At 71.5% G+C, this 17,583-nt stretch carries 13 protein-coding genes; 4 read left to right on the top strand and 9 right to left on the bottom strand.

The window, feature by feature from the left end:
* Positions 1-175 precede the first annotated feature (175 nt).
* On the bottom strand, positions 176-4,072 hold the full coding sequence (gene hrpA, locus N8J89_RS26610) for an ATP-dependent RNA helicase HrpA (RefSeq protein WP_283659743.1): 3,897 nt from the start codon (positions 4,070-4,072) through the stop codon (positions 176-178).
* A gap of 118 nt (positions 4,073-4,190) precedes the next feature.
* Between hrpA and N8J89_RS26605 the strand changes: the two genes are divergently transcribed.
* Positions 4,191-4,700: a GNAT family N-acetyltransferase gene (locus N8J89_RS26605; RefSeq protein ID WP_283659742.1), complete on the top strand. Its 510-nt coding sequence runs from the start codon at positions 4,191-4,193 to the stop codon at positions 4,698-4,700.
* On the opposite strand, the gene N8J89_RS26600 is transcribed toward N8J89_RS26605, so the two are convergent.
* On the bottom strand, positions 4,667-5,878 hold the full coding sequence (locus N8J89_RS26600; RefSeq protein ID WP_283659741.1) for a cytochrome P450: 1,212 nt from the start codon (positions 5,876-5,878) through the stop codon (positions 4,667-4,669). The two genes, N8J89_RS26605 and N8J89_RS26600, sit on opposite strands and share 34 nt — an antisense overlap.
* A gap of 163 nt (positions 5,879-6,041) precedes the next feature.
* Here N8J89_RS26600 and N8J89_RS26595 point away from each other — a divergent pair, with 163 nt between their 5' ends.
* Entirely contained in the window at positions 6,042-7,067 is a 1,026-nt protein-coding gene (locus N8J89_RS26595) for a hypothetical protein (RefSeq protein ID WP_283659740.1), read from the top strand.
* Positions 7,068-7,272: 205 nt separating this feature from the next.
* Here the strand turns inward: N8J89_RS26595 and N8J89_RS26590 are convergent, their stop codons facing one another.
* From N8J89_RS26590 to N8J89_RS26580, 3 genes are all read right to left on the bottom strand, one after another.
* A complete protein-coding gene (locus N8J89_RS26590) occupies positions 7,273-9,204 on the bottom strand; it encodes a helix-turn-helix domain-containing protein (protein ID WP_283659739.1) in 1,932 nt (643 codons plus the stop codon).
* A complete protein-coding gene (locus tag N8J89_RS26585; RefSeq protein ID WP_502868333.1) occupies positions 9,201-10,445 on the bottom strand; it encodes an MFS transporter in 1,245 nt (414 codons plus the stop codon). The genes N8J89_RS26590 and N8J89_RS26585 overlap by 4 nt, the downstream gene beginning before the upstream one ends.
* A gap of 331 nt (positions 10,446-10,776) precedes the next feature.
* Complete coding sequence (locus N8J89_RS26580; RefSeq protein ID WP_283659737.1) at positions 10,777-11,532, bottom strand: 3-hydroxybutyrate dehydrogenase; 756 nt, start codon at positions 11,530-11,532, stop codon at positions 10,777-10,779.
* 133 nt (positions 11,533-11,665) lie between these two features.
* Here N8J89_RS26580 and N8J89_RS26575 point away from each other — a divergent pair, with 133 nt between their 5' ends.
* Positions 11,666-12,637, top strand: a complete 972-nt coding sequence (locus tag N8J89_RS26575) for a DUF5914 domain-containing protein (RefSeq protein WP_283659736.1) — start codon at positions 11,666-11,668, stop codon at positions 12,635-12,637.
* A 4-nt stretch (positions 12,638-12,641) separates the two neighbouring features.
* Here the strand turns inward: N8J89_RS26575 and N8J89_RS26570 are convergent, their stop codons facing one another.
* Together N8J89_RS26570 and N8J89_RS26565 are read right to left on the bottom strand one after the other, a co-directional pair.
* Entirely contained in the window at positions 12,642-14,183 is a 1,542-nt protein-coding gene (locus N8J89_RS26570) for an FAD-dependent oxidoreductase (protein WP_283659735.1), read from the bottom strand.
* Positions 14,180-14,911, bottom strand: coding sequence for a class I SAM-dependent methyltransferase (locus N8J89_RS26565; RefSeq protein WP_283659734.1), 732 nt, complete (start codon positions 14,909-14,911; stop codon positions 14,180-14,182). The genes N8J89_RS26570 and N8J89_RS26565 overlap by 4 nt, the downstream gene beginning before the upstream one ends.
* A gap of 67 nt (positions 14,912-14,978) precedes the next feature.
* On the opposite strand from N8J89_RS26565, the gene N8J89_RS26560 reads away from it, so the two are divergent.
* Entirely contained in the window at positions 14,979-15,452 is a 474-nt protein-coding gene (locus N8J89_RS26560; RefSeq protein ID WP_283659733.1) for a hypothetical protein, read from the top strand.
* A 234-nt stretch (positions 15,453-15,686) separates the two neighbouring features.
* Here N8J89_RS26560 and N8J89_RS26555 read toward each other — a convergent pair whose 3' ends face one another.
* Together N8J89_RS26555 and N8J89_RS26550 are read right to left on the bottom strand one after the other, a co-directional pair.
* Entirely contained in the window at positions 15,687-15,959 is a 273-nt protein-coding gene (locus tag N8J89_RS26555; RefSeq protein ID WP_283659732.1) for an HC3 family zinc finger protein, read from the bottom strand.
* Positions 15,956-17,515, bottom strand: a complete 1,560-nt coding sequence (locus N8J89_RS26550; RefSeq protein WP_283659731.1) for an amidase — start codon at positions 17,513-17,515, stop codon at positions 15,956-15,958. The genes N8J89_RS26555 and N8J89_RS26550 overlap by 4 nt, the downstream gene beginning before the upstream one ends.
* Positions 17,516-17,583: the final 68 nt, after the last annotated feature.

Genomic DNA, 17,583 nt, shown 5'->3' with positions numbered 1-17,583 from the left:
GATAGCACCCTCCGCGAGCGGTTGATTTTGTGATTTTGTTTGGGGGGAGGCCATCCCATAAGCTACCCCAGCGATTGGGCAGGCCTCACCGCCTGCCCCGTCAGCCCAATCCGGGATGGCCTAGGGGCCCCAAACCAAATCACAAAATCAACCGAACCACGCGGCTCGACAACCGCTAAGCAGACAGCAACTCATCCATAGTCCGATAAATCCGCTTGTCCGAAACCGGATAAGCAGTCCCCAGAGACTGCGCGAAATAACTAACCCGCAGCTCCTCAATCATCCACCGAATCTTGGCCAACCCAGCCGCAGCCTGCGGCACCTCGCGCCGAAGCTCCAGATACGCCTGCTGCACCTGCGACACCTGAGCCTGCAACTCCGCATCCCGCCGAGGATTCTCCCCAACCTTCTCCAGCCGATGCTTGGCCGCCCGCAGATACCGCGGCAGATGCACCACCCGAGACCACCCGGTAGCAGTCACAAACCCCTTGTACACCAACGCATCCACCTGCTTCCGCACATCCGCGGCCGCATCAGAACCAGCCTTGGTCTCCAAAACAGCCGACACCTCGTGCCACGCCATCAGCGTCGCCTCGACGTGCCCGACCACCTCAAAAACCGCCAGCTGCAACCCGCCCCGAACCCCATCCCGGAGCTTCGCGAACCCAGCCGAATCCCAAGCAGGCCCACCCCCAGCCGCGATCAGCTTGTCCGCCGCCGCATTGATGCAGTCGACAAGCAGATCAGCCACCCCGCCATGCGGATTCCGGCTCAACGTCAGCTTCGCCTGGTTGCTCAGCCCCCGCTGCAACTGCTTCACCGGCGAGGGCACCGTCAGCAGCAACAACCGCCGCGTTCCCCGCCACATCGCCCGCCGCTGCTCGGCCGCGCTGTCCAGCATCCGGACCGCCACACTGTCGGTCTCATCGATCAACGCCGGATAAGCCGTGACCGTGAACCCGTTCTGCTCCTGCGAAAAAGTCTTCGGCAGTGTCCCGATGGTCCAGTCCCGCAGCCCGGTCCGCTCCAGCTCGTTGCCAGCCTTGGACAACGTCTTGCGCACCTGAGCCGTCAGCTTCCGCTTCAGCGCCGCCAGGTCCTTGCCCTCGGCCAGCACCTTCTCGTTCTCATCGACCACCCGGTAAGTGGTCTTCAGGTGGTCCGGCACCTGGTCCAGCTGCCAGGCCTCCCTGGGCACCTCGATCCGGGTGAGCTCGTGCAGCACGTCCTCCACCGCGTCCAGCACGTTGCCGTCCTCGACCGAGAGCCGGCTCAGCAGCGCCTCGGCCACATCGGGCACCGGCACGAAGTTGCGGCGCAGGTTCTTCGGCAGCGACTTCAGCAGTGAGACCACGATCTCCTTGCGCAGCCCGGGAATGTGCCAGGCGAAGCCGTCGCCGCCGACCTGGTTGAGCACGCCGACCGGGATGTGCGCGGTGACCCCGTCGTCCCGCCTGCCCGGCTCGAACCGGTAGGTCAGCGGCAGTGTCACCCCGCCCTGCCGCCAGTCATCGGGGTAGTCGGCCTCGGTGATCGACCCGGCGGTGGCGTTGATCAGCGCCTGTTTGTCGAAGGTCAGCAGATCGGGGGTCTCCCTGCGGGTCTTCTTCCACCAGCTGTCGAAGTGCCGCCCGGAGACGACCTCCTTGCCGATCCGCTCGTCGTAGAAGGCGAACAGCGTCTCGTCGTCGACCAGGATGTCCCGCCGCCGCGCCCGGTCCTCCAGCGCCTCGACCTCGCCGAGCAGCGCCCGGTTGGCGTGGAAGAACTTGTGCGTGGTCTCCCAGTCGCCCTCGACCAGCGCGTGCCGGATGAACAGCTCCCGGCTCAGCTCCGGGTCGATCCGGCCGTAGTTGACCTTGCGGTTGACCACCAGCGGGATCCCGTACAGGGTCACCCGCTCGATGGCCATCACCGCGCCCTGCTTCTTCTCCCAGTGCGGCTCGCTGTGCGTGCGCTTGACCAGGTGGCCGGCCAGCGGCTCGACCCACTCCGGCTCGATCCGGGCCGCGATCCGGCCCCACAGCCGCGAGGTCTCCACCAGCTCGGCCGCCATCACCCAGCGCGGTGGCTTCTTGAACAGCGCGGAGCCGGGGAAGATGGCGAAGCGGGCACTGCGCGCGCCCAGGTACTCCTTCTTCCGCTCCTCCTGCAAACCGATGTGCGACAACAGACCCGACAGCAGCGCGGTGTGGATCTGCTGCTCCGGCGCGGGGTTGCTGTTCGGGGTGATGCCCAGCTGCTTGACCACCTGGCGCAGCTGGCTGTGGATGTCCTGCCACTCCCGCACCCGCAGGTAGTTCAGGTACTCCGCCTTGCACAGCTTGCGGAACCGGTTGCTGGAGAGCTCCTGCTGCTGCTCCCGCAGGTACTCCCACAGCTTCAGGTAGGCCAGGAAGTCCGAGTTCGGATCGGCGAAGCGGGCGTGCTTGCCGTCCGCGTCCTGCTGCTTGTCCGCCGGGCGCTCGCGGGGGTCCTGAATGGACAGTGCGGCGGTGATCACCAGCACCTCGCGCACGCAGCCCAGCTCGTCGGCGGCCAGCACCATCCTGGCCAGCCTGGGGTCCACCGGCAGCTGGGAGAGCTTGCGCCCCAACGGGGTCAGCCGTTTCTTCGGATCGCTCTGCTCCGGGTCGAGCGCGCCCAGCTCCTGCAACAGCTGCACACCGGCGGTGATGTTGCGGGCATCCGGCGGGTCGATGAACGGGAACGCGGCCAGGTCGCCGAGGCCGAGCGAGGTCATCTGCAGGATGACCGAGGCCAGGTTGGTGCGCAGGATCTCCGGATCGGTGAACTCCGGCCTGGCCTCGAAGTCCTCCTCGCTGTAGAGCCGGATGCAGATGCCCTCCGACACCCGGCCGCAGCGGCCCTTGCGCTGGTTGGCCGAGGCCTGGGAGACCGGTTCGATCGGCAGCCGCTGCACCTTGGTGCGGTGGGAGTACCGGGAGATCCGCGCGGTGCCGGGGTCGATCACGTACTTGATGCCGGGCACGGTCAGCGAGGTCTCGGCCACGTTGGTGGCCAGCACGATCCGCCGCCCGGTGTGCGCCTGGAACACCCGGTGCTGCTCGGCCGCGGACAGCCGCGCGTACAGCGGCACCACCTCGGTGTTGCGCAGCTCCCGTTTCTCCAGCGCGTCCGCGGTGTCCCTGATCTCCCGCTCACCGCTGAGGAAGACCAGGATGTCGCCCGGCCCCTCCAGCAGCAGCTCGTCCACCGCGTCGGAGACCGCGGTGACCTGGTCCCGGTCGGTGTCCTCGGTCTCGCTGTCCGGGTCGATGATCGGCCGGTAGCGGACCTCCACCGGGTAGGTGCGGCCGGAGACCTCGATGATCGGGGCGTCGCCGAAGTGCCGGGAGAACCGCTCGGGGTCGATGGTCGCGGAGGTGATGATCACCTTGAGGTCGGGGCGGCGGGGCAGCAGCTGGGCCAGGTAGCCGAGCAGGAAGTCCACGTTGAGGCTGCGCTCGTGCGCCTCGTCGATGATCAGCGTGTCGTAGCGGGACAGCGTCCGGTCGTTCTGGATCTCGGCCAGCAGGATGCCGTCGGTCATCAGCTTGACCAGGGTGTCCGTGCTGGACTGGTCGGTGAAGCGGACCTGGTAGCCGACGGTCTCGCCGAGCGAGGTGCCCAGCTCCTCGGCGATCCGCTCGGCCACCGTGCGCGCGGCCAGCCGTCGGGGTTGGGTGTGCCCGATCAGCCCCTGCACGCCCCGGCCCAGCTCCAGGCAGATCTTGGGCAGCTGGGTGGTCTTGCCGGAGCCGGTCTCGCCCGCGACGATCACCACCTGGTGGTCGCGGACCGCGGCCAGGATCTCGTCCTTGCGCTGGCTGACCGGCAGCTGCGCCGGATAGCTGATCTTGGGCCGGGAGTTGCGCCGGTTCTCCAGCCGGAGCTCCGCCGCGGCCACCTCGCCGGCGATCTCCGCGGTGACCGCGGCGCGCTTGTCGGCGTCCCGCAGCTTGCGGGCCCCCTCGATACGACGGCGCAACCGACGCTGATCACGCAGCATCAGCTCGGCGAGGCGGTGGTGGAGTTCGGTGAGCGAGGGGCTCACAAGCGGCGTACCCATACTGCGGACCAGTTTAAGTGCCCGGCAAACGGTTTTCCCCGCTCACCCCGCGCACGGTGGTGAAACCCACGCGGCCGGGTAACGCCGGTGTCACCTGCCGCGCCCAGGATCGGGGGCCATGGACGACTTACCGGAGCTGATCCGGCTGGCCGGGCGCACCGCGCTGCTGCGCCGGGCCCGCCCGCCGGACCTGGACGGCCTGGTCGAGCTGCACCGCCGCTGTTCGGCGGAGACGCTGCGCCGCCGGTTCCTGGGCGCGCCGCAGACCAGCGGGCGGGCGCTGGGCTGCCTGGTCAGCCAGCACGCCACGCACACCCAGCTGGCCATGGCCGGGACCGAGGTGGTGGGCGCGGGCAGCGTGTTCCAGGCCGCCGACCCCGCCGAGCTGGCCTTCCTGGTCCGCGACGACTGGCAGGGCAGGGGCCTTGGCCGGGCGCTGCTGCGGCGGCTGGCCAAGGCCGCGGTCGCCGACGGGGTGCGCGCGGTCTGCCTGCACACCTACGCCGACAACGCCGTGGTGCGGCACCTGCTCGACTCCTACGGCCTGCCCGGCCGCGGCAGCATCGCCGACGGGGTGCTCACCGTGCGGGTCGATCACCAGGTGATCGGCAGCTCCGCGACCCCGTAGACGGCCTGGTGCGGCTGGAACCGGATCTGCTCCGGCGGCACGGCCAGCGCCAGGCCGGGGAACCGGCGCAGCAGCCCGCTGAACGCGGCCCGCATCTCCGACCTGGCCAGCGGCGCGCCGAGGCAGTGGTGCGCGCCGTGCCCGAAGGCCAGGTGCGGGCGCGGCGGGCGGTCCAGCAGCAGCTCGTCCGGGCGGTCCAGCTGCCCGGGGTCGCGGTTGGCCGAGGCGAGCACGAACACCACGATGTCGCCCGCGGGAATCCGCTGCCCGTGCAGCTCCACGTCCCGCACCGCGATCCGGGGCACCCCGGCGGCGACCACGGTGAGGAAGCGCATCAGCTCCTCCACCGCGTTGTCCATCCGGTCCGGGTTGGCGCGCAGCCAGGCCAGCTGGTCGGGGTGGGTGAGCAGGGCGTAGGTGCCGATGCCCAGCATGTTCGCGGTGGTCTCGTGCCCGGCGAGCAGCAGCAGCGAGGCGATGTTGACCAGCATGTCGTCGTCCACGGTCGCGCCGTGCTCGCGGACCAGCATGCCGATCAGGTCCTCACCGGGGTTCGCCCTGGCCTTGGTCACCAGCGAGTGCATGTAGGCCTGGCCCTCGCGGTTGAGCGCGATCCGCTCCTCCACCGGCAGCAGCGCGTTCATCTGCCGCGCGCTGCGGGCCTGGAAGTCGGCGCGGTCGGCGTAGGGCACGCCGAGCAGCTCGCAGATCACCAGCGAGGGGATGGGCAGCGCGAAGTTGGCCACCAGGTCCGCGCCCGGCCCGAGCCGCTCCAGCTGGTCCAGGTGCTCCTCGACGATCACCCCGATCCGCTCCTCCAGCCGCCGCATCCGGCGCTGGGTGAACTCCGACATCAGCAGCCTGCGCACCTGGCCGTGCTCCGGCGGGTCCAGGAACAGGATGTTGCCCTTGCGCATCCGGTTCGCTTCTTCCCTGGTCAGCCCCGGCGGCAGTGGGCGCGCGCCGAGGATGTCCGGGTTGTTGCTGAACCGGGTGTGGTCGCCGAGGCCCGCCCGCACGTCCTCCTGCCGGGTGATCAGCCACGCCTCGCCCTTGGCGCCGAAGACCGCGAACGGGACCTTGCGCACCGACCGGCTGTCGCGCATCTCGGCCAGCTCGGCCGCCGGCGCGAACCCGTTCCGGGTCATGTACAGCGGGACGTCCACCGTGTCAGTCATGGTTCCCCCTCCGTATTACGTTGTCTGTCTACCTAAGCTAGCCCTGAGCGGCGGAACTGTCTCTCCATCTCGCGAGGGAGCGGTTTCGCGCCAGGGGGTGAGCCCGGGGCCGCGGATCCGCGACACCGTTGCGGCACAACCGCCCACCACCTCAGGAGACACCATGATTCGCTGGTCGGCCACGATCTGGTCAGCGCTGTACGCCGTGTTCGCGCTCAGCTGGGCGTTCGGCGCTTCCGGCTACCCCTTCGGGCCAGCCGACCCGTCCGCGCAGCTGTCCGCCCTCGGCGCGGTCCCGGCCGCGACCAGCGCCCCACTGCTCGCCATCGGCATGACCACCGCGACCGTGGTGGCCCTGCTGATGTCCTTGGGCACCAAGGCGATCCGCCCGCTGCTGCTCACCCTGGCCTGGCTGGTCACGGCCGCGCTGGCGCTGTTCCTCAACGACGGCCGGGTGCTGATGCTGGTCGGCTACCTGCCGATCGTGCTCGTCGGCGCGCCCTTCGGCTGGCCCCCGGTCAGCTACCTGGACAAGTTCGACACCGCCAACCTCAACCAGTTCGCCATCGTGCTCGGTGCGCTGCTCTGGCTGGCCGCGACCCTGAACTACCAGCGCCGCACCGCGGACGCCTGCCTGAGCTGCGGCGTCGGCCCGCGTCCGGTGCCTGCATCGGCCACCCCCGCCGCGGCCGCCCGCTGGGGCAAGTGGTGCGCCTACCTGGCCTTCCTGGTCCCGCTGGCCTACGCGGTGACCCGGTGGGCCTGGTTCGCCGGGTTCAGCCTCGGGCTGATCAGCGAGGAGTTCCTGCGGGAGGGGCAGGAGAACGGGCTGTGGATCGCGGGGGCGGGGCTGGGCACCTTCGCCGCGCTGGGCGGGCTGCTCACGCTGGGGCTGGTGTACCGGTGGGGCGAGGTCTACCCGTTCTGGGTGCCGGGGCTGCGGGGCAAGCGGGTGCGCCCGTTGGTCGCGATCATCCCGGCCACGTGCGTCGCGGTGATCGTGACGGCGGCGGGGCTGGGGGTGTTCATCCGGATGGTCGGCCGGGTCGGGCTCACCGAGTTCATCGTCAACCCGATGACCTTCTTCCCGTTCTGGGGCTTGGCGCTGGGCGGTGCGACGGTGGCGTACTTCCTGCGACGACGGGTCGAGTGCGATCGGCATGCGGTGAAAGTTCCGGCAAGTCTGTGACTTCAGTGACGAGTGAAGTCAACCGGATGGACTGACAAACCCAAACCGCGGGGGAGACGAGCAGTGAAGATCGCGAGCGTGATCCGCCCCGGCCAGCTGCGCCCGCCCTTGTTCCCCGGCGTGCACGGGCGCGCGGAGTGGCGGGACCAGGGTCCGGGGCGAGGCCCGGCGTACCTGGACCGCCCTGCCGCCGCTGCGGATCAGCTCAGCCGGACAACCGGTGCAGCCGTAACGCCAGCTGGACCTCCAGCGCCCGCGCCGGTTCCTGCCAGTCCGCGCCCAGCAGGTCGGCCACCCGCTCCAGCCGCTGGGTGACCGTGTTGACGTGCACGTGCAGCGCCTCCCTGGTCCGCGCGGGCGAACACCCGTGGCCGAAGTACTCGGTGAGCGTGCGCACCAGCTCCGTGCCCCGCCGGGCGTCGTAGTCCAGCACCGCGCCCAGGGTGTCGCGGACGAACCCGGCCACGTCGGCCCGGTCGCCGAGCAGCACGCCGACGAAGCCGAGCTCGGCCACGGCGGCGCCCTCGCCCCGGCGGCCGAGGGCGAGCAGCGCCCGCAGGCACCGCTGCGCCTCGCGATGCGCCGCGCCAAGCCCGCCCAACCCGTCAGCCACACCCCGCCCCGACCCCGCCAACCCCGAACCCGCCGCGCCTCCGCCCGCTCCGCCGCCACCGATCGCGCCCCCACCCGTTGCGCCCCCACCCGCCGCGCCCCCGCCTGCCCCGCCCGCCACCACCACCGGCCCCGCCCCGCCCACCGTCACCGGCCCGCCGACCGCCGCCCCCAGCTCCGCCGCCACCGTCCGCGCCACCGCCCCCGGATCCTCCCCGGGCACCAGCAGCACCGCCCCCGCCGCCAGCCCCTGCGCCGCCCGCGCCACCCTGGCCGCCGCCACCCCCACCCGCTCCCGCGCGCTCTCCGCCACCAGCACCACCTGCCGCCGTCCCAGGTCCACCCCCAGCCGCGCCGCCCTGGCGAGCAGCGCGTCCGGGTCGGCGGTGCCGGCAAGCAGGTCGGTGAGCAGTTCGCCGCGGACCCGGTTCTCCGCCTCGGCCACCGAGCGGCGCAGCAGCAGCACCAGCGCGGTGACCACCCCGGCGCGCTCGAACAGCCGCTGGTCGGCCTCGGTGAGCTCGGGGCGGTCGGTGAGCACCATGGTGCCGAGCAGCTCCGCCCCGGCCAGCACCGCGCACACCCAGCGCCTGCCGCTGCGCACCGCCCGGCCACTGGCCCTGGCCTCGGCCACCGCCTGGGCCGGCACCCGGGGCGGGGCGGTGCCGGTGCGGGCCAGCACCGCGCCCTCGGCGTCGCGGACGGCGATGCCGCCGCCGAGCAGCTCGGCCACCGCGACCGCGACGTCGTGCACGTCGCCGCCGCGCAGCACCAGATCGGTGAGCCGGTCGTGCGCGGCCTCGGCCCGGCGCAGGGCCTCGTGGTGGGTGTGGGTCTGCTCCAGCAGGCGGGCGGTGTCCAGGGCGACGGCGGCGTGGTCGGCGAGGCTGGTGAGCAAGGCGATCTCCTCCGGGGTGAACGAGCGGGTGTCCCGTTCACCTGCGTACAGCACCCCGATGACCCTGTTCGCCAGGCGAAGTGGAACGCCGAGAATGGACACCAGGCCCTCGTCGGCGACCGCGGCGTCGATGGCGGCGGTGTGCGCGAACTGGGTGTCGCTGAGGTAGCCGGCGGTGGCCGCGGGCTCCGCGGTGTGCGCCACCCGCCCGCCGAGGCCCTCGCCCATGCCGAGCCGGACCTGCTGGAACCGCACCGAGATCGAGCCGTCGGTGACCCGCATGTAGGTGTCGCCCGCGGTCTCGTCGTTGAGGCTCAGGTAGGCCAGGTCGGTGCCCAGCAGCAGCCTGGCCCGCCGCACGATCGAGCGCAGCACCGCGTCCACGTCGCGCAGCGCGGCCAGGTCGCCCGCGGTGTCGAACAGCGCGGCCAGCTCGGCCTCCCGCCGCCGGTGCTGGCCGAGGGTGCGGTGGATGCGCAGGGCGTGCTCGGTCGCCTCGGCCAGCACGCGGAGTCGCGCGGCGGGCAGGCCGGTTTCCCGTGCGGTGGCAAGGGGCCGGGCCAGTTGCTCGGCCTCGGCGCCGGTGGCCAGCAGGCCGAGCAACTGGGCCAGGTCGGACTCGCTCACCCGAGCTGCTCGCCCCTGGTCTCGCGGGAGAGCAGCACCGCGCCGGTGGTCAGCACGGCAGCCAGGAACAGGTACACCGCGATCGGGAACGAGGAGCCGAACTGCTGCAACAGGGCGGTGGCGATCAGCGGGGCCAGCGCTCCGGCGAAGATGGAGGCCAGCTGGTAGCCGACCGAGGCGCCGGAGTAGCGGACCCTGGTGCCGAAGAGCTCGGAGAAGAACGCCGCCTGCGGCCCGTACATCGCGCCGTGCAGGATCAGCCCGACCGTGGTGCCCAGGGTGATGAGCCAGAAGGACTTGGTGTCCAGCAAGGCGAAGAAGGCGAAGCCCCACAGCCCGGTGCCGATCGCGCCGAACAGGTACACCGGTTTGCGCCCGAGCCGGTCCGACAGCGCGCCCCACAGCGGGATCGAGACGAAGTGGATGGCCGAGGCGATGAGCACCGCGTTCAGGCCGGTGGACTTGGGCAGGCCGAGCGGTCCGGTCAGGTAGACCAGGATGAACGCGGTGAGGATGTAGTAGCAGACGTTCTCGGCGAACCGGGCCCCCATGGCCACCAGCACCTCGCGCCGGTGCTCGCGCAACACCCGCACGATCGGCGGGGCCTCGCGCTCACCGGTCTGCTCGGCCTTGGCCTGAGCTGCCAGGAACACCGGCGACTCCGCCACCGCCAGCCGGATCCACAACCCCACCGCGACCAGCGCGCCGGAGAGCAGGAACGGGATCCGCCAGCCCCACTCCAGGAAGTCGGCCTCGGGCTGCACCGCGGCCAGCACCGCCAGCACCGCGGTGGCCAGCAGGTTGCCTGCCGGCACCCCGGCCTGCGGCCAGGAAGCCCAGTAACCACGCCGTTTCGGGTCCCCGTGCTCGGAGACGATCAGCACCGCCCCGCCCCACTCGCCACCGAGCGCGAAGCCCTGGACCAGCCGCAGCAGGGTGAGCAGCAGCGGAGCGGCCGCGCCGATGGTGGCGTAGGTGGGCAGCAGACCGATCAGGAAGGTCGCGCCTCCCATCATCAGCAGGCTGATCACCAGCAGTTTCTTGCGCCCGAGCCGGTCCCCGAAGTGCCCGAACACGATCCCGCCCAACGGCCGGGCGATGAACCCGATGGCGTAGGTGACAAAGGCGAGCAGGGTGCCGGTGAGCGGGTCGGAGGTGGGGAAGAACAGCGTGTTGAACACCAGCGCGGCAGCCGAGCCGTAGAGGAAGAAGTCGTACCACTCGATGGTGGTGCCGATCATGCTGGCGCCAACGATACGAGTGATGGAGGACCGCGCGGGAGCGGCGGTGGGCAGGGACATGGATCACCTCACGTCATCGGGAGGGCAGGGGAGCAAGAGGGTAAAAGTCCCCATCCGCGAAGAGAGGCGTGGCGCGCCAGCGACACGCCGGGCTCTTAACTCAGCGGTGGGGTTGATTTTTTCGCGTCGTGGGTTCGTGCCCCCGACACTCCGAAGCTTGCTTCGCGTGTGTCGGGGGCACGAACGCACGACTCAAGAGCGAAAAAATCCCGCGCGCGGAGCGCGCCAATGTAACAGCAAACGCGCTGCGAGCACCTCACCCGCGAATCCCTCACCGCGCAGTCCAACCGCCGTCGATAGGGATGGAGATTCCGGTGAGATGCCCGCTTTGCTGACTGCACAACCACAACACAGCCTCAGCCACCTGCGCAGGCTCCAGCAGCCGCTTCACCGCGGTCCGATCCAGCAGGACATCGGTCAGCACCTCCTCCTCACTGATCCGATGCGCATGCGAAAGGTCAGTCACCTGCTTCTCCACCAACGGCGTCCGCACATAAGCCGGGTTGATGCAGTTGCTGGTAACCCCGTACGGAGCCCCCTCCAGCGCGACCACCTTGCTCAACCCCTCCAACCCGTGCTTGGCCGCGACATAAGCCGACTTGAACGGACTGGCGCGCAGCCCGTGCACGGACGAAATGTTGACCACCCGCCCCCACCGCCGCTGGTACATGTGCGGCAACACCTTCCGCAGGATCAGGAACGGCGCGGTGACCATCACGTCCTGCATCAACCGGAACACCTCCGGCGGGAACTCGCTGATCCCGGCCACGTGCTGCATGCCGGCGTTGTTCACCAGAATGTCCACTGTGGACGGAAGAGTGTCGATCGCGGCGGGATCGCTGAGGTCGATCTCGTGTGCCACGCCGCCGTAGTCCTCGGCCGCGGTGTGCACCGCCGGGCCGTTCTTGTCCACCAGGTGCACGGTCGCGCCCGCGCAGGCCAGCATCTTGGAGATGGCCAGTCCGATGCCGCTGGCGGCGCCGGTGACCAGTGCGGTGCGCCCGATCAGCCCTGGTTGAGTGGTCATGGACTCCGACGGTAGGCAAGTCGGGGCCCGCTGACCATGTGCGCGGGCACCACACCGCCGGGAGAAACAGTGGATTCCACCCACATGCGCGCGTGCGGTCGCTGGATGTCACTGTGCGTACTAGCGTTGCAGTATGCCCCGCCGTGGTCTGCCGTTGCGATTGCTGAACACCCCGGCCTGGCCGGAGCAGGAGCCGACCTGGCGGGCGGCCAAGCCCGGTCTGATCGCCGCCGCCCTCAAGCGCGCGCAGGCCCGGCCGGCCGGGAACTGGTTCGTGCTGGCCGCCAGCACGGAGGTCCCCGCCACTAGGCCGTTCGGTCGAACCATCGCCGGGGTCGAGGTGGTGGCCTGGCGCGGCACCGACGGCACGCTGCACGCCGCGCCCGGCTCGTGTCCGCACCTGGGCGCGCCGCTGTGCCAGGCCGCGGTGCACGGCGGGAAGCTGTTGTGCCGCTGGCACGGGCTGGCCCTGGGCGCGGAAGGTTTCCCGGGCTGGCAGCCGTTTCCCGCGCACGACGACGGTGTGCTGGCCTGGGTCCGGCTGGACTCCGTCGGCGGCGAGGAACCGCTGCCGGAACCCGTGCTGCCGCAACGCCCCGCCGCCGGCGCGCTGTCCGCGGTGGCCACCGTGCTCGGCCGTTGCGAGCCGGAGGACGTGGTGGCCAACCGGCTGGATCCCTGGCACGGGGCCTGGTTCCACCCGTACTCCTTCGCCAACCTGCGGGTGGTCTCCGCCCCGGAGCACGACGAGGAGGAGGACCGCTTCCTGGTCGAGGTGACCTTCAGGCTGGGCGGCCGGGTCGGGGTGCCGGTGCTGGCGGCCTTCACCTGCCCGGAGCCGCGCACGGTGGTGATGCACATCGTCGAGGGCGAGGGCACCGGCAGTGTGGTGGAAACCCATGCCACGCCACTGGGCCCTGGCCGCACCGCGGTGATCGAGGCGACCATCGCGCACTCCGACCGGCCCGGTTTCCGCTTCGCCAGGGCCGCCGCGCCGGTGGTGCGGCCGGTGATGCGCTGGGCGGCGGAACGGTTGTGGCGGGACGACCTGGACTACGCCGAGCGGCGGTACGCCTTGCGCCGCACCGGCCGCTTCCCCGGCTGAGCCCTCAGCGCAACCGGCGGGCCAGTGTGCGCAGCAGCGGGCTGCGGCCCTGGGTGGGCACCGTCCACAGCGTCCGGCCCTGCACGTCCCACTGGCCCAGCACCGCGTTGGCGGCCTGGAAGCCCGAGGTGGCCGCGCGTTCCATCAGCGCCACCGGTAGTCCGGTGCGCACGTGGTCGCCCGCCACCACCAGGAAGTCCTCCGGAGTGGTCACCGTTAACCGCTCGGTGTAGGTGCCGGGCAGGAACAGCGGGCAGTCCGAGCGGATCTCGAAGCGCTCGTCCACGATCCGGGCGTCCGCGGTCTCCGGGTACACCTTGCCCAGCTGGGCCAGCAGTTCCGCGCGCACGTCGACCAGCACCGCGTCCGCGGGGATGGCGTAGGCGTGCAGTTCGACCACCGCGCCGTCGCGGCGGGCCGCCCAGTCCCTGGCCTGGTGCTCGTAGCGGTCCAGCACGCTGATGTTGTCCAACGGCCCGAACCCGGCGGTGCCCAGGAAACCTGCCCGGTCGGCGCGCACCGGCCGGTCCAGCCACAGGCGCAGCACGCCGAAGCGGGGTGCGGTGCGCAGCCTGCTGACCGTGCCGCGCCAGTCCGCGGTGGCGATGCCGGGGGAGTCGCCGACGATGGTGCGCAGGCCGCCGACATCGGTGGCCAGCACCACCGCGTCGGCCTCCAGCGGGGCCAGTGAGTCGGCCAGGTGCACCGCGTAGCGGCGGCGGGCGCTGGGCTCCACCGCGGCCACCCGCACGCCGGTGCGGATGTCCACGCCGCGGCCGGAGAGGTAGCGCCCCAACGGTTCCCACAGGCCGTGCGGGAACGGGTCGGCGGCCACGTCGAAGACCAGGCCCTCGCTGGAGCCGAGGAAGTAGATGTGGAACATCACCGCCAGTTCGGCCGCGGACAGCAGCCGGGGATCGCTGAAGAAGCTGCGGGAGAACACCTCGAAGGCCAGGTCCCTGGCCGCCACCGGGAAGCCGATCCGGTCCAGGAACTCCACCGCGTCGATGTGGTCGAGCTCGGCGTAGGTCTCCGGCACCCGCACGTCGAGCAGCGTCATCGCTCTTCGCCCGTCCACTGTGGACAGTTCGGCCCAGGTGAAGGTGGGGCTGCGCAAGGCGAACGCGGCGGCGTTCCACGGCGGGGTGGTGGGCAGCCCGGCGAAGGTGTCGGCGTGGCCGTTGCTGTGCAGCAGCGGGTAGTCGGTCAGCGGGGTGAGCGCGCGCAGCTCGGGGTCGGCGCGGCGCAGCAGCTGGCGCAGGTTGTAGTACTGGCGGAAGAAGGCGTGGAAACCCCGGGTCATGGTGGCTTCGCTGCCGTCGGCCAGGGTCACCGGCCAGCCGCCGACCCGCCCGCCGAGGTAGGCCTCGCGTTCCAGCAGCACCACCTGCACGCCCCGGTCCGACAGCGCGGTGGCCGCGGCCAGCCCGGCGATGCCGCCGCCGACCACCACCACCCTGGGCCGGGCAGGCAGGTGCTTGACGTCGGCGCGGCTGCCGCGCGGCAGGTGTTTGACCGCGCGCCGGTCGGTGCCCAGGGGGATCATGCGGTGCCTCCGTCGAGTTCCCGGCGGCCGCGCACGGTGTGCGTGACGCCGCGTTGCCAGCCCCCGGCCGATCCGGCGCGGACCTCGGTGAAGCCGTTGCGGCGCAGCCGGTCCTGGAGCGCGTCCACCCGGTCGAAGTCCAGCACGCTGCGCCAGAGGTAGCGGTAGAGGCCGGTGCGCCCGGTGGTGAGCAGCCCGGCCGGGATGATCACGCCCCAGCACACCGCGGTCCAGACCAGGCGGCTGAGCGGTCGGCGGTCCAGGGTGTAGTCGTGCAGCACCAGGTGGCCGCCGGGGCGCAGCAGCGCGAGCAGGTCGGTGAGCACGGCGTCCGGGTCGGCGACGTTGCGCAGCAGGTACCCGGCGAAGATCGCGTCGAAGGGCCCGCGCACCCCGGCCGCGGCCAGCCGCTCGGCCCTGGCGTGCACGAAGGACACGCTGCCCGGCCACGGCTTGCCGCGCGCGGCGGCCAGCATGCCGCCGGAGGCGTCCGCGCCGACCACGGTAGCCAGCGGGTAGGCGGCCAGCACGGCGGCGGTGGAGGCGCCGGTGCCGCAGCCCAGGTCCAGCACCCGCTGCCCGCCGCCCTGTTCGCGCAGGCCGAGGCGGCTCGCGGCGCGGCGCAGGTCCCGGTGGTAACCGAGGTTCGCGCCCACCAGCAGGTCGTAGCGGCGGGCGTGCGCGTCGAACTCGCTCTGCAGCTCATCGGCGTCCAGCGCTCGGTTCATGAATTCAACCCTGCCGGAGCAACCCGGCGCGCGCACGCCGACGCCCGGACTCTGCCACGATTCGTTCATGGTCGAAGCCCAACCCCTGCGCCTGGTCATCCGCTGCGCCGCGGCCGCGGCCGTCGGGGCCTCGGTGGTGCTGCTGTGGCTGGCGGTGCTGCCGCTGCTGCCCTCCTCGTGCCCGAGCGAGCCGTGCGACGCGTCGAGCGGCTGGGTGCCCGTCGACTCGCTGACCAGCCCCGGGATCGTGGTCGGGGTGGTGACGCTGCTGGCGGTGACGGTGGGCTGGTGGCTGCTGGGCATGCTCCAGGTGGCGGGCAACGCCTTCATCGCGCTGCTCGGGCCGGTGCTGGTGTTCCTGCTCAGCCGGATCGGCGGCCTGTTCGCATTCACCCCGGCGCTGCCCTCGGTGGAGATGGCGGTGCTGGCCGCGGTGGCCTACCTGCTGGCCGCGTTGCTGACGGAGAAGACGGTGCCGCGGCTGTTCCGGCTGATCGCGGCCGGTGTGCTGGTGGCAGGCGCCGCGCTGAGCGGCCTCTAGACAGACAGCAACCCCCGGACCTGTCTCCCACCGGTAGCTGGGTGGGCCGAGTCGGACTGGGCTCGGAGGTCCGGGGGCCGGTAGCTGTCTGGAATTCGCTCAGTGAAGCCGAAGGCGGTCCTAGCGGACAGCCACCTCACGAGTCCTGTTGATATCCAACGCTGGACCACCTCCTCTCTCGTGTACCGCCACGCTAAACCGCCGTGTTCGGCGCTCGCAACGGCATTTTCGAGATCAGGTCCGGCGGGACAGCGCGGCCTGCGCGGTCTTGGCGATGTGCCAGCAGTCGTCGCAGGTCGCCCAGCGGATCCACTCGTGCTCAGAGGCGGTGCGGGTGAGGACCTGGCGCCCGCACAGGGTGTCCGCGGGCTGGCCCGGCCGGTGCGAGCCGTGCGCGCCGCAGATGGCGTGCCGCCTGCCCTCCACCGGCATCCAGTAGAAGAGCAGCTGCTCGGGGCTGGGGCTGCCGAACTCCGCGGGCAGCCCGTGCTCGGGCAGGATGGTCATGGCTGCTCCCTGGTCGCGGCGAAGGCGTGCGCGGGTGCGGGCGGGAAGCCACCCAGCGCGGTCTCGACGGCCCTGGCCACGCGCAGGCACAGGTCGTCGCGGTGGTGCGGTCCGACGATCATCATGCTCACCGGCAGGCCGTCCACCCGGCCCGCCGGGACCGCGATCGCGGGGTGGCCGCTGGCGTCGAAGGGGGCCACGTTGGGCACCAGGCCCAGCGCGGCGACCACGTACTCCTCGCGGCTGGCCCCCGGGCCGGGCAGCGGTTTGGGCACGTGCGGGGCGGTGGGCAGCACCAGCACGTCGACCTCGGCCAGCGCCTGGTCGTAGCCCTTGATCAGGTGCGGCACCAGGTTCTGCGCCATGCCGTAGTGCGCGCCGTGGTACTTGTCGATGGTGTAGCCGCCGTTGAGGGTGACCAGCTTGACCGTCTCGGAGAAGGCGTCGGCGTGCTCGGCGCGGCCGCGGCCGAAGTGCGCGATCAGCTCGGGGTCGTAGCGCCCGGCCCAGTTCCGGCCGATCCCGTTGCCCTCGATCATCTGCCAGGCGATGCCGTCGGTGGCGATGACCGTCCAGACGGCCATGCCGGTGCGGTGCCAGGGCACCGAGATCGGGGTGACCCGCGCGCCCGCCTGTTCCAGGGCGTGGGCGGCGTTGCGGACGGCGTCGTCGACCCCGGGCTCGGACAGCCCCGGGATGTCGAAACCCTCGGTGAGCAGGCCGATCCGCAGGCCCTTGACGCCCTCGTCCAGGCGCTTGAGGTAGTCGCGCGGCTTGAGCGCGGAGTCCTGGCGCGGGTCCTCGGGGTCGTGCCCGGCCAGCGCGGTCAGCATCAGCGCGGCATCGCGCACGGTGCGGGTGATCGGGCCCAGGTGGTCGAGGGTGTTGTCCATGCTGAACGCGCCGGTGCAGGGCACCAGCCCGTAGGTGGGCTTGTGGCCGACCACGCCGCAGAAGGCGGCCGGGATGCGGATCGAGCCGCCCTGGTCGCCGCCGAGGGCCAGGTCGGCCTCGCCGGTGGCCACCAGCACCGCGGGCCCGGAGGAGGAGCCGCCGGAGGTGCGCTCGGGGTCCCACGGGTTGCGCACCGGGCCGGAGTGGGCGGTGTGGCTGCCCGCGGAGTAGCAGAGGTCCTCGCAGGTGCCCTTGCCGACGATGGTCGCGCCCGCGTCGAGCAGTCGGCGCACCGCGGTGGCGTCCTCGCGCGGCACGAAGCCTTGTAACGAGCGGGAGCCGTTGCCCATCGGCACGCCGGCCACCGCGATGTTGTCCTTGATGACCACCCTGCGCCCGGCCAGCGGGCCGTCCTCGCGGGTGGACAGCTCGGTGTAGAGCTGCCAGGCGTTGAGCGGGTTCTCCGCCGGGCTGGGCACGGCGTAGCTGCGGCTGGGCATCGGCGGGGCGAGTTCGGCGTAGAGCTTCTCCACCGCGTCGTAGGAGGCCAGCGTGGGGGCCATCAGCCCGCGGAAGGACTCCAGATCGGCGTCGTCGAGGGTGAAGTTGTAACGCTTGGCAAGCGCGCGGAGATCTTCGATACTGGGAGGGACTGTTCCCATGGCCGAAAATCCCCTCCGTCTGCGGTAGTGGGCGCGCCGAGTTACCGAAGCGTATTGAGCCTACCGTT

This window comes from Crossiella sp. CA-258035 (assembly GCF_030064675.1).
Lineage (GTDB): Bacteria > Actinomycetota > Actinomycetes > Mycobacteriales > Pseudonocardiaceae > Crossiella.
This window is presented reverse-complemented; position numbering and strand designations above follow the sequence as displayed.

Coding starts and splice junctions, on each gene's coding strand:
- hrpA (WP_283659743.1), bottom strand. CDS start 4,072: ATGGGTACGCCGCTTGTGAGCCCCTCGCTCACCGAACTCCACCACCGC.
- N8J89_RS26605 (WP_283659742.1), top strand. CDS start 4,191: ATGGACGACTTACCGGAGCTGATCCGGCTGGCCGGGCGCACCGCGCTG.
- N8J89_RS26600 (WP_283659741.1), bottom strand. CDS start 5,878: ATGACTGACACGGTGGACGTCCCGCTGTACATGACCCGGAACGGGTTC.
- N8J89_RS26595 (WP_283659740.1), top strand. CDS start 6,042: ATGATTCGCTGGTCGGCCACGATCTGGTCAGCGCTGTACGCCGTGTTC.
- N8J89_RS26585 (WP_502868333.1), bottom strand. CDS start 10,445: ATGATCGGCACCACCATCGAGTGGTACGACTTCTTCCTCTACGGCTCG.
- N8J89_RS26580 (WP_283659737.1), bottom strand. CDS start 11,532: ATGACCACTCAACCAGGGCTGATCGGGCGCACCGCACTGGTCACCGGC.
- N8J89_RS26575 (WP_283659736.1), top strand. CDS start 11,666: ATGCCCCGCCGTGGTCTGCCGTTGCGATTGCTGAACACCCCGGCCTGG.
- N8J89_RS26570 (WP_283659735.1), bottom strand. CDS start 14,183: ATGATCCCCCTGGGCACCGACCGGCGCGCGGTCAAACACCTGCCGCGC.
- N8J89_RS26565 (WP_283659734.1), bottom strand. CDS start 14,911: ATGAACCGAGCGCTGGACGCCGATGAGCTGCAGAGCGAGTTCGACGCG.
- N8J89_RS26560 (WP_283659733.1), top strand. CDS start 14,979: ATGGTCGAAGCCCAACCCCTGCGCCTGGTCATCCGCTGCGCCGCGGCC.
- N8J89_RS26555 (WP_283659732.1), bottom strand. CDS start 15,959: ATGACCATCCTGCCCGAGCACGGGCTGCCCGCGGAGTTCGGCAGCCCC.
- N8J89_RS26550 (WP_283659731.1), bottom strand. CDS start 17,515: ATGGGAACAGTCCCTCCCAGTATCGAAGATCTCCGCGCGCTTGCCAAG.